Below are 15,987 nucleotides of genomic sequence, written 5' to 3'. Positions count from 1 at the left end.
CGCGAGCAGCGCCTACCGCTCCCCGCCGTTGCGTCCCTCGCCGGCAAGCTTGTTGAAGAAGGCGGAGGTGCGCAGCAGGCTGCGGAAGCGTCCGTGCCGCTGTTCCGCCGGGACGCCGGGCCGGGCGGTCATGCGCAGCAGCGTGTAGCCCATGAAGATCACCATGATGACGGCGGTGTAGGTGAACAGCGCATTGGGTCCGAAGATGTCGAGCAGCACCGAGGCGAAGAGCGGACCGATGATCGCGCCGATCGACCAGAAGAACAGCATGCCGGCTGAGACCAGCGCGTGCTCGCCGTCACCAGCGTGGTCGTTGGCATGGGCCGAGCAGAGCGAGTAGAGCGGCATCGCAAAGGCGCCGAAGACGAAGATGCCGACCATGTTCAGCCATTCGTCGCCGCCGGCGAAGATCGCCAGGAACAGGGCGGCGAGCGTTGCGCCGAGTGTCGCGATCAGGATGATCACGCGCCGGTCGAACTTGTCCGAATAGAGTCCGAGCGGATATTGCAGCACGACGCCGCCAATGATGCCGGCACTCATGAAGCTGGCGATCTCCGTCACCGAAAGGCCGATCTCCTGGCCATAGATCGGCCCGAGCGAGCGAAAGGCGGCGTTCGTCAGGCCGACGACGATGCAGCCGATCGTGGCGAGCGGCGATATGTTCCAGAGTTTCTTGACGTCGAAGCGGATCGCTTCGGGCGCAATCGGGCTGGAGCGGTCGGCGAGCGAGATCGGCACCAGCGACAGCGTCAGCGCCATCGAGATGATCGCGAAGAGCTGGAAGCCGCCGATGCCAACCCCGGGGATGAGATACTGCGCCGCCGTCACCGAGCCGAGGTCGACGAGGCGGTAGACCGAGAGCGTGCGCGCCCGGTTGGCATTGGTGACGCTGGCGTTCAGCCAGCTTTCGACGGTGGCGAACAGGCTTGCGAAACAGAGCCCTGCCAGCAGACGCATGAAGAACCAGAAGGTCGGGTCGATGACAAGCAGCATCGCAAGCGACGAGGCCGAGGCGATCGCCGCCATGGCCGAGAAGGTACGAATGTGCCCGATCGCCCTCAGCACGCGGGTGACATAGATGCAGCCGATCGCAAAGCCGATGTTGTAGCCGGCGCCGACGACGCCGATCAGCGAGGTGGAAAACCCTTCCTGCGAGGCACGCAGCGAGATGAACGTCCCCTGCAGTCCATTGCCGCCGATCAGGATCCCGGCCGTGACGAGTAGGGGAAGGAGAGGACGGATCTGGCTCATGCTGCCGCCGGAGAGGGGAATCGGGGTCGAGGCGTGACGTCCATTCCTACAAGCGGAAAGCGTGCGGCGACAGTGCCAGAAGCGACACGCACGGACTTTTTGCGCAGCTGGGAACACCAACCTATCCCCGAACGCACGATGCTGCACTTTAGCCGCGGCTTTACCGCTGACAGCGCCCGTCTCGCAGCAGGGCCCCGGGAGCTGGGCGAGGACAGAAGGATAAGGCAGAGAACGAACGTTTGGCGTGCGGCGGTCTTCGCAGCGTTTTCGCTTTGCTTCTGTGCCCGACTGCGAGGACATGAAAATGAGAGCGTGCTAATATTCCCCTGTACTTCCAAGACAGCAGGGGTAATCAACATGAAGTTCGGTCGCACCATGCTTGCGGGCGCTGCACTTTTTGCCCTCGGCTGTGTCAGCGGGTGGGCGCAGCAGGCCACCGGCACACCGGGTTCGCCCGGTGCCACGACGACGATCGACGGCAAGCAGCTTCCTCCGCCCGATCCCAAGTTCGGCGGGGTGATCAAGGACAAAGCCTCGGAGTCGACCCCCTGGTGGGCGCCGCGCGTCGTGCCCCCGAAAGGCGCCCCCAACGTGCTCTTGATCATGACCGACGACCAGGGGTTCGGCGCCCCGAGCACCTTTGGCGGTGTCGTGCCCACGCCCGCCATGGACCGCATCGCCAATTCGGGCCTGCGTTTCACCAATTTCCACTCCACGTCGCTGTGCTCGCCGTCCCGCGCGGCGCTGATCACCGGGCGCAACCACCACTCGGTTGGCTTCGGCGTTGTCGGCGAGATCGCCACCGGATATCCCGGCTACGATTCGATCATTCCCATCGAAAAGGGCACGATCGGCACGATTCTCAAGGAAAATGGCTACGCCACGTCGTGGTTCGGCAAGGACCACAACACGCCCTCCTACCAATCGAGCCAGGCCGGGCCGTTCCAGCAATGGCCGAACGGCATGGGCTTTGAGTATTTCTACGGCTTCGTCGGTGGCGATGCCAGCCAATGGCAGCCGAACCTGTTCCGCAACACCACCGCCATCTATCCGTTCGAAAACAATCCCGGCTGGAATCTGGAAACGGCCATGGCCGATGAGGCGATCGGTTATATCAGGCAGCTGAAGGAGATTGCGCCCGAAAAACCCTGGCTCGTCTACTACGTGCCCGGCGCCACCCATGCGCCGCACCACCCCACGCAGGAATGGATCAAGAAGATCAGCGATATGCACCTGTTCGACGATGGCTGGAACAAGGTGCGCGAAAAGATCTTCGCCAACCAGAAGCGGCTCGGCATCATGCCCGAGAACGCCCAACTGACGCCGTGGCCCGACGGGCTGCCAGAATGGGACAAGCTCAGTTTCGAGGACAAGAAGCTCTTCATCAAACAGGCGGACGTCTATGGCGCATACCTCGCCTATGCGGACGATGAGATCGGCCGGGTGATCCAGGCGGTCGACGACCTCGGTGAACTGGACAACACCCTGATCATCTACATCGGTGGTGACAACGGCGCGAGTGCCGAGGGCATGGTCAACGGCACGCCGAACGAGTTCACCACCTTCAACGGCGTGTCCGTGCCGGTCAAGGACCAGTTCCTCTGGTATCCGTTCTGGGGTTCGGAACGAACCTTCCCGCATTTCGCCGCCGGGTGGGCCTGGGCGATGGATACGCCGTTCAAGTGGGTCAAGCAGGTGCCGTCGCATTTCGGCGGGACCGCGCAGGGCATGGTTATGGCGTGGCCCGGTCATATCACCGACGCGGGCGGCATCCGCCGGCAGTTCCACCACTTCATCGACATCGTACCGACGATCCTGGAAGCCGCCGGCATCCCGCAGCCGGAGACGATCAACGGCATCAGGCAGGAGCCGATCGAAGGCGTCAGTATGGCCTATACCTGGGACAAGGCGAATGCCGCCGCCCCGACACGGCACGAGACCCAGTATTTCGAGATGCTCGGCAACCGCGCCATCTATCACGACGGATGGGTGGCTGCGACGACGCCGGCGACGCTGCCATGGGAACTGAGCACCAAGACACCGCCGGACGTGATCACCGGCTACAACTGGGAACTCTACAACGTCGCTGAGGATCCCACCCAGTTCAACGATCTGGCGACCAAGATGCCCGACAAGCTAAAGGCGATGCAGGACCTGTTCTACGCGGAGGCGAAGAAATACAACGTCTTGCCCCTCGATAATTCGACGCTTGCCCGTTGGAGTACGCCGCGGCCGAGCCTTACTGCCGGGCGGACGGAGTTCACCTATACCGGCGCTTTGACCGGCGTGCCCGCCAGCGCCGCCCCGAGCACCCTGAACAAATCCTACACCATCACCGCCGAGGTACAGATACCCGAAGGCGGCGCGGAAGGCATGATCGTCACGCAGGGTGGACGGTTCGGCGGCTACGGTCTGTTCCTCAGCAAGGGGGAGTTCGGCTTCGACCGCGGCAGGGTGGTGTTCCTCTACAACCTCCTCGACCTCAAGCGCACAACGTGGGAGGGGCCGGAACTGGAGCCCGGCAAGCATACGATCGTCTTCGACTACAAGTCCGACGGCTCAAGCCTGGGCACGGGCGGAACGGGCGTGCTCTCCGTCGATGGCAAGGAGGTGGCCAAAAATACCCTGGAACATGGAATTCCGATTACCTTTCCCGAGGACGAAACCTTTGACATCGGCCAGGACACGCGCACGGGTGTGGCGCTGCTGGAATATCGCTACGATCCGCCCTTCAAGTTTACCGGCAAGATCGACAAGCTGACCTTCAGGCTCGCCGGGGAGGCGAAGGCGACCCCGTGACGGTGGACAGCGACGCTGCCACAGCAGAGGGAAGGGCATTCGGAATGACGGGATCGAGCAACCGGGCGTTGATGGTCGCGGCAGCCGGCGAAGCCGTAACGGGGGCGGCGTTGCTGGCCGCTCCGTCTCTGGTTGGGCGGTTGTTGCTCGATGCGGAGATGGTTGGCGTCGCGGTCCCGGCGGCGCGCGTGGCCGGCATTGCCCTGATCGCTTTGGCGATCGCCTGCTGGCGCAATTCGCCGCTGCTCGGCATGCTTTCCTACAGCGCCGCCGCCACCCTCTATCTTGCCTATGTCGGACTATGGGGCGGCTTCACCGGTGTCCTGCTGTGGCCGGCGGTCGCCGTTCACGCACTGCTGTCGATCCTGCTCTGGCGCAGTCATACCAAAACCATATCGACCTGACATCGCCCGTTCCAGCCCGCCACCCGAAGACGCCGGACAGGGTGGCAGCAGCGCAAAATCGTCAGCCGCACGACCAGAAGAACTGCAAGGGCGGGCGGTCGGAGGACGGGAGTGTCTGGGGGCCGCTGGTGCCGAAGGCGCATACTGGACAGGCATGCTCGGGATTTCCGACGCCGGCAATGTCAACGTCATCGTCGGCTCCGTCTCTCCAATGCCGCGCACCAACCCGAAACGGCGTTCGAGGCTCATGCGCGAACACCAGAAGCGACGTGGTGATCCCGCACTGGGTGGCAGCACACGCGATGACGGCATATCGCCAGCAGGCGCTCGGCTGTGCGGCGGCTCTAGCTGCCGGACCATCGCGTGTTCGCGATGTAAGAGCGGGCATTCCGGAGACGGGGAAGATATTGCTTTCGAATGTATATGGTTGGTTTGAGCGGCTTGAGAGAGGCGTCTACGGCTTGACGGATTCTGGGCGGGAAGGGTTACAGCGATGGCCGCAGCCGGATATGCAGTCAAGCCAGCAGCTCGTGGCAACCTTTCAATGCCAGGTGTTGTGGGGCGCCTCTGGCGGCCCAAAGCGGTCAAACAGTCGACCTGCAATTGCTTGTGCTCGGAGGGCGCATCGTGGCATTGGGACGACCTTCCCTCTGGAGACTGGCACATGACCAAAAATACAAGGGCCGGACGACCATGGAAAAGACTGGTGCTCATTGCATCTCTTTTCACGTGGTCACCCGCAAACGCCACACCTGTGCTCGTTGTGGATGCCGAAACTCATCAGGTGCTCCATCAGGAGGATGCGGGTGTCCCCTGGTATCCGGCCTCGACAACCAAGCTCATGTCGGCGCTCGTCGTGTTTGAAGCCCTTCGATCTGGCGAAGTCAGCTTGACGACGCCAGTCACCATGACGCGGAACGCCATGAAACAGGCCTTTCTGGAGTCCGGCCTATCCGTCGGGCGAACGATGACGCTGGAAGACGCGCTTTTTGCTATGATCACCGCATCGGCAAACGACGTCGCTGTAGGCCTGGCAGAAGCCGTGGCCGGCAACGAAACGTCTTTCGTCCGGCGAATGAATGAAGCGGCGGCACGTCTTGGGCTCACAGGCACGCATTTTACCAACCCAAACGGCCTGTTTGACCGGAACAACTATGCGACCGCGCGCGATCTTGCGATCCTCGGGTTGGAAGTGGACCGAAAATTCCCGGAATATCGCCGCTTTTTCCTGGCCTCCGCGGTCACGATCGACGGCAAAGAAATCAAGTCCAACAATCTGCTGCTAACCCGTTTCAACGGCACGATCGGCATGAAGACCGGTTTTCTATGCGCATCCGGACGAAACTTCATCGGTATGGCCACGCGCAACGGAAAGCGCGTGATGGTGGTTATTATGGGCGCGACCACAGAACGGGAACGTAACGAACGGTCAGCGCAATATCTGACAGAAGCCTTCGACGGCCGTCTGTCGTCCGGTGCAGGGCTTGTCGACGATCTTCAAAACCGTACCGATGTCGCGCCACCGGATATGCGCATTCAACTCTGCACCGACCAGAGCGCAGCCTACGAGACTGCCCGGAACAGGCTTTATCCAATGGGCCTGCCCGGGCACGAATCCTATTTGCGCGACCAGATACCTAGCCAGATCCACACGATCAGCACCTGGGCCAATGATAACGCAGCGGATGTACCAATACCCACTCCACGACCTTCATAACAACAGCAACGCCCGGCGTTGCTAGCTGAGGCCAATGCCCCCGTCCGAAACACCACATGACGCGGGCGGAAGAATCCGTCGCGCGATCGTTGCCGCTTGTCTGGTCGCAGCCTGCAAAGCGCATAAAAGCGACGCGGTCCGGAGCCCGCTTCGGGCGCCTTGATGCTCCCAAGCCTTGACAAAACCGGCCGGTCATGCGCTTGTCCGCCCGATTTTGAAGACGTGTGGCTGCGCTTGCCGGAGCCGCCCTCGAACGCATTCCAGGATAGAACAATGCACCGTTATCGCAGCCATACCTGCGCCGCCCTCCGCAAGTCCGACGTCGGTCAGACCGCTCGCATCTCCGGCTGGGTCCACCGCGTCCGCGACCACGGCGGCGTGCTCTTCATCGACCTGCGCGACCACTACGGCATCACCCAGGTCGTCGCCGACCCGGACAGCCCGGCCTTCAAGATCGCCGAAGCCGTCCGTGGCGAGTGGGTGATCCGCATCGACGGTCTCGTCAAGGCGCGCACCGAGGACACGGTCAACAAGCACATGGCGACCGGCGAGATCGAGCTCTACGCCAAGGAGATCGAGGTGCTGTCGGCGGCCAAGGAACTGCCGCTGCCGGTGTTCGGCGAGCCGGACTATCCGGAAGACGTGCGCCTGAAGTACCGCTTCCTCGACCTGCGCCGCGAAACGCTGCACAAGAACATCGTCAAGCGCACCCAGATCATCGCCGCCATGCGCCGCGAGATGAACAATGTCGGCTTCACCGAGTATTCGACGCCGATCCTGACGGCGTCTTCGCCGGAAGGCGCGCGCGACTTCCTGGTGCCGAGCCGCATCCACGAGGGCATGTTCTATGCGCTGCCGCAGGCGCCGCAGCAGTACAAGCAGCTGCTGATGGTCGCCGGCTTCGATCGCTATTTCCAGATCGCGCCGTGCTTCCGCGACGAGGACCCGCGCGCCGACCGCCTGCCGGGCGAATTCTACCAGCTCGACCTCGAGATGAGCTTCGTCGAGCAGGAAGACGTCTGGAACACGATGGAGCCGGTCATCCGCGGCATCTTCGAGGAGTTTGCCGACGGCAAGCCGGTGACGCAAAAATTCCGCCGCATCCCGCATGAAGAGGCAATCCGCACCTACGGCACCGACAAGCCGGACCTGCGCAATCCGATCGAGATGCAGGCCGTCACCGATCACTTCCGCGATTCCGGCTTCAAGGTCTTCGCCAACATGATCGCCTCGAACCCGAAGGTCGAGGTCTGGGCGATCCCGGCCAAGACCGGTGGCTCGCGCGCCTTCTGCGACCGCATGAACGCCTGGGCGCAGAGCCACGGCCAGCCCGGCCTCGGCTACATCTTCTGGCGCAAGGAGGGTGACAAGCTCGAAGGCGCCGGCCCGCTCGCCAAGAACATCGGCGAGGAGCGCACCGACGCGATCCGCACCCAGCTCGGTCTTGACGATGGCGACGCCTGCTTCTTCGTCGCCGGCGACCCGGCCAAGTTCTACAAGTTCGCCGGCGAAGCCCGCACCAAGGCCGGCGAGGAGCTGAACCTCGTCGACCGCGATCGCTTCGAGCTCTGCTGGATCGTCGACTTCCCGTTCTATGAATGGAACGAGGACGAAAAGCGGGTCGATTTCGCCCACAACCCGTTCTCCATGCCGCAGGGCGGCCTTGAGGCGCTGGAAAAGCAGGATCCGCTGACGATCAAGGCCTACCAGTACGACATGGTCTGCAACGGCTTCGAAATTGCCTCGGGCTCGATCCGTAACCAGTCGCCGGAATTGATGGTCAAGGCCTTCGAGAAGGTCGGCCTCAGCCAGGCTGACGTCGAGGAGCGCTTCGGCGGCCTCTACCGCGCCTTCCAGTACGGCGCGCCGCCGCACGGCGGCATGGCGGCCGGCATCGACCGCGTCGTCATGCTGCTGGTCGGCGCCAAGAACCTGCGCGAGATCTCGCTGTTCCCGATGAACCAACAGGCACAGGACCTTCTGATGGGCGCGCCGAGCCCGGCCATGCCGGCCCAGCTGCGCGAACTGGCGCTGCGCGTCATGCCGTCGCCGAAGAAGGACTAAGTAGGCCTTGCAGCGTAGCCGCTCCGGTTTTCTGGGGCGGCCCGCTGCGGCGCATGTCGGAACCGTTTCCTTGCCCGGTCGTTCTGCGACTGTGCAACAAGGAGAACGACCCCACGCAATCATTTCATCGCCGTGACGGTGGGTGCCTTGAGCCTGTCCGCGTCCTATGCCCAGAGCACGACGGTCGTGGTTCCGGGCGAGGTCGGGACCTATGTGCTGGAACAGCAGGTGCAGTCCGTGGTCTACGAGGGCGACGTCGTCGTCGGCGAACCGATCCCTGACACGGTGGAACTCCACACTATCCAGGGGCATGGTGATTATGCCTATGTCATCGTCAATAACCGGCGGGTGATCGTCAATCCGCAGACGCGAGCGGTGATCCAGGTCGTCGAATAATGGAAGGGCCCGGCGTGCAATGCGCCGGGCTTCTTCATTTCGCCCCGCGGTGCCCCGAACCCGCAAATGCGGTGGCAACGATCGGGTGCCGTAGCCTCTGTGAATTGTCATGAAACCTTCATGATCACTTGAAACTTCGTTAATTCTTTCAAGGCGATAGCGTAGCCAATTATTGTCTGAGTGGCGCGCTTTCCATGTCGTTCTCATCGAATCTGAAAATTGCACACCGCGTGTTGCTGCTGGGCGTGCTCGCCGTGCTCGGCATCACGCTTATCGCCGGCATTCTTCTGGTGCATCGGCAGGTCGAGATGGCCAACCGCGAGGTCGGCTACCGCATCGCTGCTCGCGAGGCCGAATTCGGCGGCCTGTCGGCCGATTTCCTCGCCGCGCGCCTCACTGAGAAGGATTTTCTGCTCGGACGCGACCTGTCGACGAAGGCTGCTTTCGAGGCGACCGCTGCGGCGGCGATGTCCCGCCTCGACCGCCTGAAGGCGGAAGCCGGCGCGGATCTCGCAGCGGAACTAAAGGAGCTCGGCGCCCGCTTCGACGTCTACGGTCAGGCCTTTGCCAACCTCGTCAAGATCAACGAGGAACTGGGGCTGAACCCGTCGCAGGGGCTGGAGGGGGCGATGCGCTCGGCCGTCCACAGCATCGAGGAACAGTTGCAGGGCGTTGACGACGCCAGTGTCGTCGCCAGCATGCTGATGCTGCGGCGGCACGAGAAGGATTTTATCCTGCGCCGCGATGCGGAATATATCGACAGGCATGCAGCAGAGACGGAAACCTTCATCGGCCTGGTGCGCAAATCCTTCCGCCCCGGCGCCCAGCGCCAGCGGGTGATGGAGACGTTCGACGTCTATCGCAACGCGTTTCGGCTCTACGCGGAGACGAGCCTGCGGGAAGCGGCGGCGCGCGAGGCGATCGCTGCGGCACACGCCGAAATCCAGCCTGCAAGGGATCGGGCGTCCGCGCTTTTCGCGCGCGAATGGTCGGAGCACGTCGCCGCGAACGAGGCGTCGGCCCGCCGGACGATCACGATGGTGGCGGCTTTGGTCGGCGCCGGCGTTGCCGCCCTGCTGATTGCCGTCTGGTTCGTCGGTCGCTCCATCGTGCGGCCGATCGGCTCGATCACGGCGGCCATGCGGACGCTGGCCGGCGGTCGGAGCGAAATCACCGTGCCGGGGCTCGACCGCCGCGACGAGATCGGCGCCATGGCCGCCGCGCTTGAAGTGTTCCGCCAGGCGGCGATCGCCAACCGGCGGCTGGAGGAACAGGCCGAAGCGGAACGTCGCAAGGCGGAGGCCGAGCGCATCGCAATCCAGGTGGCTGCGGAGGCCGAGGCGCATGAACGGCTGATGCAGGCGACGCAGGGCCTCGCCACGGGGCTGCGCAGCCTTGCCGGGGGCGATCTCGATTTCCAGCTGACCGAATCGTTCTCGCCGGAGTTCGAGGGGCTGCGGACCGATCTGAACCAGGCGTTGCGTCAGCTTGGTACCGCCCTTCTGGAGATCTCCACCGTCAGTCGAACGATCGATGGCGGCTGCCACGAAATCAGTGCCGGCGCCAACACCCTCTCGGCGCGGACCGAGCGGCAGGCGGCGTCGTTGGAGGAAACCGCGGCCGCCCTCGAACAGATCACCGCCAATGTGGCGAATGCGGCCGGACGAGCGCAGGAGGCCCGCGACGTCGCGTCCGGCGCCAACGCCAACGCCGCGCGCACCGCCGAGCTCGTCGGCGGCACCGTCGGCGCGATGGAGCGCATCGAACAGTCGTCGCGGCGCATCTCCAGCATTATCGGGGTCATCGACGACATCGCCTTCCAGACGAACCTGCTGGCGCTCAATGCCGGCGTCGAGGCGGCGCGAGCCGGCGAGGCCGGCCGCGGCTTTGCCGTCGTCGCGCAAGAGGTTCGCGCGCTGGCGCAGCGCTCGGCCGGCGCCGCCAAGGAAATCAAGGAGTTGATCCGTAGTTCTTCCACGGAAGTCGAAGACGGCGTCGGGATCGTCCGCACCACCGGCACCGCGCTGGAGGCGATCGGCCAGGAGGTGACGGCGATCCACGGCCTGATGGAGGCGATCGCCGTCTCCGCGCGCGAGCAGTCGCACGGCATTTCCGCGGTGAACGCAGCCGTCAATCAGATGGATCAGGAAACGCAGCAGAATGCCGTGATGGTCGAGGAGAACACGGCAGCGAGCGCCTTGCTTGCCGAGCAGGCCGGAAAGCTTCGCAGCCTTGTGGCGCAGTTCAGATTGCCTTCCGACGATACCGCTACACCCGATTTCGCTGCCGGCGCGAACCATGCGGTGCCAGTTCACACGCGCGACCGCCGCGCAAGCTAAGGTACCGACCAGGCGGGGTGGCCGGAGAACCGGCGCCCTGCAGCCGGCCCGAAACAAAAGTGGCCCGGTATCGCTACCGGACCATTGGACAGCTAACAAACCGTCAATCGTCGCAAACAGCCCTGTTTCCGTCACCCCGGACTTGATCCGGGGTCCAGAAGCGCCGCGTCTGCGGCGCGGAAGGGTTTTTTGCGCTCAAGGACTTGAGCGCGCTGGATGCCGGATCAGGTCCGGCATGACGGAGTCGTAAGATGCCGCTTGGAGATAGAAGAGGCGTTGAAGGTTTTGTCAGCTGTCTGATGGCCCGGCATCGCTACCGGGCCATTTCATGCGTAGGGCAGTGGCTAGTCGTTTGCCGTCACCTTCACGCCCAGCACCTGCGGGATCGTGTTCGGCGCGCCCATGGCGGCACCCATGATCATCGGGAAGGGGACCGGGTTTGCCGGGGCGGCGCTGATGGTGATCGACTTCGGGTCGTCCAGATAGGTGTTGACCGCCTGGGCGATCTGGTTCTGCAGCTCCGGCATGTTGAGCTGTGCGATCATCAGCGGCACCATGCCCTTCAGCGACTGCGCCATCTGCTCGCCGGAGACGCCCTGTTCGGCGCCGACGACGTCGAGCACCTTTTTCGTCAGCGAGGCGTCGGCGAAGCTGATGGCGGCGCTGTTGAAGGTGAGTTGCTGCAGCAAGCCCATCATCGACATGCCGAGCGCGGCATTGGCCTCGTCCTTGTTCGGATTGGCCTGGCTCGCTTCCATCGCCTGGCGCATCGCGTTGAGAAATTCCATCGTATAGCCGGAGATCGCGAAGGAGAAATCAAGCCGGCCGACGTCGTTGAAGTCGAGCGCGTATTCGTCGAGCGCAAGCTTGCCGCTGGCGAGTTCCCAACTGCCCTTGATGGTCATCTTGCCGTCGATCGACTGCATGCCGAGCTTTTCGATCGTTTCCTTGGACTTCGCATCCTCGACTTGGGTCAGGTCCGCCTTGATGTCCGAAAGCGTGGCGTCGAAGGTGAGCCCGGCGTCGCCGTCCATGCGCCCGACATTGGCCTGCATGCCCGACATGGAAAAGACTTCCGTGCCCTTGCTGCTCACGGTGACCGGGCCGGAACTGGCCGTTTCGTACATGAGCATCGAGTCGAGCGAGTGCGTGTTGACCTCTGCGGGAATGGTCAGGCCGCCGATCTGCAGATCAGACGCGGTGATGGTCACGCCGTCCTCGGTCGTGTTGAAGTCTGGAAAGCGAACGGTTTCAACCCTGTAGCCGCCATCACCGTCTTCCTCGACGCCCTTGAGCGTCACATCGCCGATTTCCGCGGCTTCACCGCCGGCCGACGCCATCTTCGCCCCCTCGAGCGTGACCGTGTCGCCGTCGACGACGATGTTGCCATAGGAAACGGTGACGCCGCTCGTGACATTCGCCGCGTTCAGCTTGTTGACCAGGTCGGTGCCGTCGATGGCGAAGGCGGGAGTTGCGAACGCCGAGAGTGCGACGCCGGCGAGCATCCTGCGAAGGGTGCGGTTCTGAAGCATGTTGTCCTCTTGAATGGATGTGTAACGGCGAATGCCGTCTCCGGCAGTTAGACGTGTCGGGCGCGAACTATATTCTGACCGGGTTAAGTGTCTATGTCGACGAAGTGTAAGATGTGAAAGTTCCGTAATTGTGGCTCACCGGCGTCAGACGCTATCCACAACGCATTCGCCCGGTTTTCCTTGCCGAGAATCGGCAGATTCGGTAGTCAAGCCCCATGGGACAAGAGATTTTGCCGCCCTCTGGCGGAGACGATCATATCCAACCGGTTGACCTGAAGGCGGCGCTGGAAGAGCGCTATCTTGCCTATGCGCTTTCGACCATCATGCACCGCGCGCTGCCGGACGTGCGCGACGGGTTGAAGCCCGTTCACCGCCGCATCGTCCACGCCATGCGCGTGCTCCGGCTCGATCCGGGGCAGGCCTACAAGAAGTGCGCCCGCATCGTCGGCGACGTGATGGGTAAGTTCCACCCGCATGGCGATGCCTCGATCTATGACGCACTGGTGCGCCTGTCGCAGGATTTTGCCATTCGCTACCCGCTGGTGGACGGACAAGGGAACTTCGGCAACATCGACGGCGATAACGCTGCCGCCATGCGTTACACCGAAGCGCGGATGACCGAGGTCGCCACGTTGATCCTGGAAGGGCTGGACGAGGACGCGGTCGATTTCCGGCCGACCTACAACGAGGAAGACGAGGAACCCGTCGTCCTGCCGGGCTCCTTCCCGAACCTGCTCGCCAACGGCGCCGCGGGTATCGCCGTTGGCATGGCCACCTCCATTCCGCCGCACAACGCCCATGAATTGTGCGACGCCGCGCTCCACCTCATCAAGAATCCGGACGCGACGGTCGAGGATCTGATGTTCGACCCGGCCAATCCGCAAAAGGGTGGTGTCGAGGGGCCGGATCTTCCGACCGGCGGTATCATCGTCGAGAGCCGCGAAAGCATGATCGAGTCCTATCGCACCGGCCGCGGCGGCTTCCGCGTGCGGGCGAAGTGGGAAACGGAGGATCTTGGCCGCGGCGGCTATCAGATCGTCGTCACCGAAATTCCCTATCAGGTGCAGAAGTCCCGCCTGATCGAGAAGATCGCCGAATTGCTGCTGGCCCGCAAGCTGCCGCTGCTGGAGGACGTCCGCGACGAATCGGCCGAGGATGTGCGCGTCGTGCTGGTGCCGAAGAGCCGCAGCGTCGATCCGACCATCCTGATGGAATCGCTGTTCAAGCTCTCCGAGCTCGAAAGCCGGATTCCGCTGAACATGAACGTGCTATCGATGGGGCGCGTGCCGCGCGTCATGGCGTTGAACGAGGTTCTGTCGGAATGGCTGGCGCATCGCCGCGAGGTGCTCGTGCGCCGTTCGCGTCATCGCCTTGCCGCGATCGAGCGGCGGCTGGAAATCCTCGGCGGCTACCTCGTCGCCTACCTCAACATCGACGAGGTCATCCGCATCATCCGCGAGGAGGACGAGCCGAAGCCGGCGCTGATGACCCGGTTCTCGCTGACTGACCTGCAGGCGGAATCGATCCTCAACATGCGCCTGCGCTCGCTGCGCAAGCTCGAGGAATTTGAGATCCGCACCGAGTTCGACGCGTTGACGAAGGAGAAGGCGGAGATCGAGGCGCTGCTCGGTTCGGAGCCGAAGCAATGGCAGACGGTCGCCTGGCAGATCGGCGAGGTGAAGAAGAAGTTCGCCAAGGCGACCGAGATCGGCAAGCGCCGCACCCAGTTCGCCAATGCGCCAGAGGCGGATGTGGAGGCGATCCAGCAGGCGATGATCGAGAAGGAGCCGGTGACGGTCGTCATCTCGGAAAAGGGCTGGATCCGCGCCCTCAAGGGCCACCTCGCCGATGTCTCCGGCCTCCAGTTCAAGGAGGGCGACGCACTCAAGGTGGCGTTCCCGGCCCAGACGACCGACAAGATCCTTGTGGTCACGACCGGCGGCAAGGTCTACACGCTCGGCGCCGACAAGCTGCCGGGTGGCCGCGGCCATGGCGAACCCCTGCGCATCATGGTCGACATGGAGAATGACCAGGACGTGCTGACGGCGTTTGTCCATGATTCCGGCCGCAAGGTCGTCGTCGCCTCGCAGGCCGGCAATGGTTTCGTGATCGCCGAGACGGAAATGGTTGCCAATACCCGCAAGGGCAAGCAGATCATGAACGTGACGATGCCGGACGAGGCGAAGCTCGTCGTGCCAGTGCGCGGCGACCACGTCGCCGTCGTCGGCGAGAACCGCAAGATGCTGGTCTTCCCGCTGGTCCAGCTTCCGGAGATGTCGCGCGGCAAGGGCGTGCGCCTGCAGCGCTACAAGGATGGCGGCGTTTCCGATGTGCGCTGCTTCGCGATCGATGAGGGCCTGTCGTGGGACGACAGCGCCGGACGCAATTTCGTGCGCACCAAGGATGAACTGGCCGAGTGGATGGGCGATCGCGCCAGTGCCGGCCGAACCGTGCCGAAGGGTTTTCCGCGGAGTGGCAAGTTCAGTGGCTGAGGGGCTCCGGCTCTTTAGCCGGAGTACGGGACAGTAAAGTCGCGCAGGAAGCGCTGCTTATTCGCCACAAAGGCCCTATCCCGCCTCTGTTGCCATGCCGCTCTGCAGCACCGCTGCCTTTGCTTTGCTGCGCATCTGCCAGAGCGAATGGAACAGCAGGGCGGCGATCAGGATCGAGCCGCCGACCAGCGTCTGGTTCGAGGGGCGCTCCGTGAAGATAATCCACACCCAGATCGGTGCCAGGACCGTTTCCAGCAGGTAGAACATGCCGACCTCAGGCGCGGTGAGGAAGCGCGGGCCGGTCGCAAGGCACCAGAAGGCGAGGGGCGCCAACACCAGCCCGTCGAAGAGGATGAAGCCCGGATGTTCGATCTGCAGGGTGCCCCCAGGAAGCATGAACAGGGCGGCGATGCCGGGAATGATCGCTGTCACCAGCGGCACGAAGCCCATGTCCGCGCCGCTCTTGCGGCTGATGGTGATGGCCGAGGCCAGCAGGAAGGCCGAGCAGGTCGCCATGGCGTCGCCGAAGAGATTGCCGCTCTCGAGCCCGTCGTGGACGATGAGCGCCACCCCAGAGACCATCGCTGCCATCGTCAGCAGCGTAGCCTTGGTCGGACGCTCGCCGAGGAAGATCCAGGAAAGCAGGGCGGCGAACATCGGGGTGAAGGCGAGGATGAAGACGACGTTGGCGGTCGTCGTGTTGAAGACCGACAGCATGAAGGTCAGCGAGTTGATGCCGTAGAAGATGCCGGCGGCAATCCCCGCTCGGCCGGGGATGAGCGCCATCGGCCGTTTCAACAGGAAACGAATGAACGACCAGGCCGCGATCGCGACGAGGAACGTCGACAGGCTGCGCACGGCGAGCACCGACCAGACGTCGCCCTGCGAGGACCTGATCAGGGGAATGTCGAAGGAGAGGGCAAGGCCGCCGATCGCGGTAATGAGAAGCCCCTTGCGATGCAAGGAGAGGTCTTGGGCTTGTGACACTCGAAA

At 63.4% G+C, this 15,987-nt stretch carries 10 protein-coding genes and 1 pseudogene; 8 read left to right on the top strand and 3 right to left on the bottom strand.

Going from position 1 to position 15,987, the window contains the following annotated elements; translation table 11 throughout:
• Positions 1 to 12 precede the first annotated feature (12 nt).
• Entirely contained in the window at positions 13 to 1,251 is a 1,239-nt protein-coding gene (locus AC1DDS_RS00500; RefSeq protein ID WP_477477111.1) for an MFS transporter, read from the bottom strand.
• 357 nt (positions 1,252 to 1,608) lie between these two features.
• Between AC1DDS_RS00500 and AC1DDS_RS00495 the strand changes: the two genes are divergently transcribed.
• From AC1DDS_RS00495 to AC1DDS_RS00465, 7 genes and pseudogenes are all read left to right on the top strand, one after another.
• On the top strand, positions 1,609 to 4,050 hold the full coding sequence (locus AC1DDS_RS00495; protein ID WP_477477110.1) for an arylsulfatase: 2,442 nt from the start codon (positions 1,609 to 1,611) through the stop codon (positions 4,048 to 4,050).
• Positions 4,051 to 4,094: 44 nt separating this feature from the next.
• Positions 4,095 to 4,454 carry a hypothetical protein gene (locus AC1DDS_RS00490; protein WP_477477109.1) on the top strand — a complete coding sequence of 120 codons (360 nt, stop codon included), beginning with the start codon at positions 4,095 to 4,097 and terminating at the stop codon, positions 4,452 to 4,454.
• Positions 4,455 to 4,605: 151 nt separating this feature from the next.
• Positions 4,606 to 4,972, top strand: a pseudogene (locus AC1DDS_RS00485) (DUF2161 family putative PD-(D/E)XK-type phosphodiesterase); the annotation flags it as partial.
• Between the two features lie 146 nt (positions 4,973 to 5,118).
• Positions 5,119 to 6,171: a D-alanyl-D-alanine carboxypeptidase family protein gene (locus AC1DDS_RS00480; protein WP_477477108.1), complete on the top strand. Its 1,053-nt coding sequence runs from the start codon at positions 5,119 to 5,121 to the stop codon at positions 6,169 to 6,171.
• 273 nt (positions 6,172 to 6,444) lie between these two features.
• Complete coding sequence (gene aspS / locus AC1DDS_RS00475; RefSeq protein ID WP_477477107.1) at positions 6,445 to 8,235, top strand: aspartate--tRNA ligase; 1,791 nt, start codon at positions 6,445 to 6,447, stop codon at positions 8,233 to 8,235.
• Between the two features lie 147 nt (positions 8,236 to 8,382).
• Entirely contained in the window at positions 8,383 to 8,631 is a 249-nt protein-coding gene (locus AC1DDS_RS00470) for a DUF1236 domain-containing protein (protein ID WP_477477106.1), read from the top strand.
• Between the two features lie 194 nt (positions 8,632 to 8,825).
• Complete coding sequence (locus AC1DDS_RS00465) at positions 8,826 to 10,970, top strand: methyl-accepting chemotaxis protein (protein WP_477477105.1); 2,145 nt, start codon at positions 8,826 to 8,828, stop codon at positions 10,968 to 10,970.
• Positions 10,971 to 11,314: 344 nt separating this feature from the next.
• Here AC1DDS_RS00465 and AC1DDS_RS00460 read toward each other — a convergent pair whose 3' ends face one another.
• Positions 11,315 to 12,502 (bottom strand): YdgA family protein, encoded by a 1,188-nt coding sequence (locus AC1DDS_RS00460; protein WP_477477104.1) that lies wholly within the window; start codon positions 12,500 to 12,502, stop codon positions 11,315 to 11,317.
• 215 nt (positions 12,503 to 12,717) lie between these two features.
• Here AC1DDS_RS00460 and parC point away from each other — a divergent pair, with 215 nt between their 5' ends.
• Entirely contained in the window at positions 12,718 to 14,994 is a 2,277-nt protein-coding gene (parC, locus tag AC1DDS_RS00455) for a DNA topoisomerase IV subunit A (protein ID WP_477477103.1), read from the top strand.
• A 75-nt stretch (positions 14,995 to 15,069) separates the two neighbouring features.
• Here parC and AC1DDS_RS00450 read toward each other — a convergent pair whose 3' ends face one another.
• Complete coding sequence (locus AC1DDS_RS00450) at positions 15,070 to 15,981, bottom strand: DMT family transporter (protein WP_477477102.1); 912 nt, start codon at positions 15,979 to 15,981, stop codon at positions 15,070 to 15,072.
• Between the last annotated feature and the right edge of the window lie 6 nt (positions 15,982 to 15,987).

The organism is Mycoplana sp. 10N416, from assembly GCF_056394765.1.
Note: the sequence above shows the minus strand (reverse complement) of the source record. Positions and strands in the feature narration are given on the sequence as shown.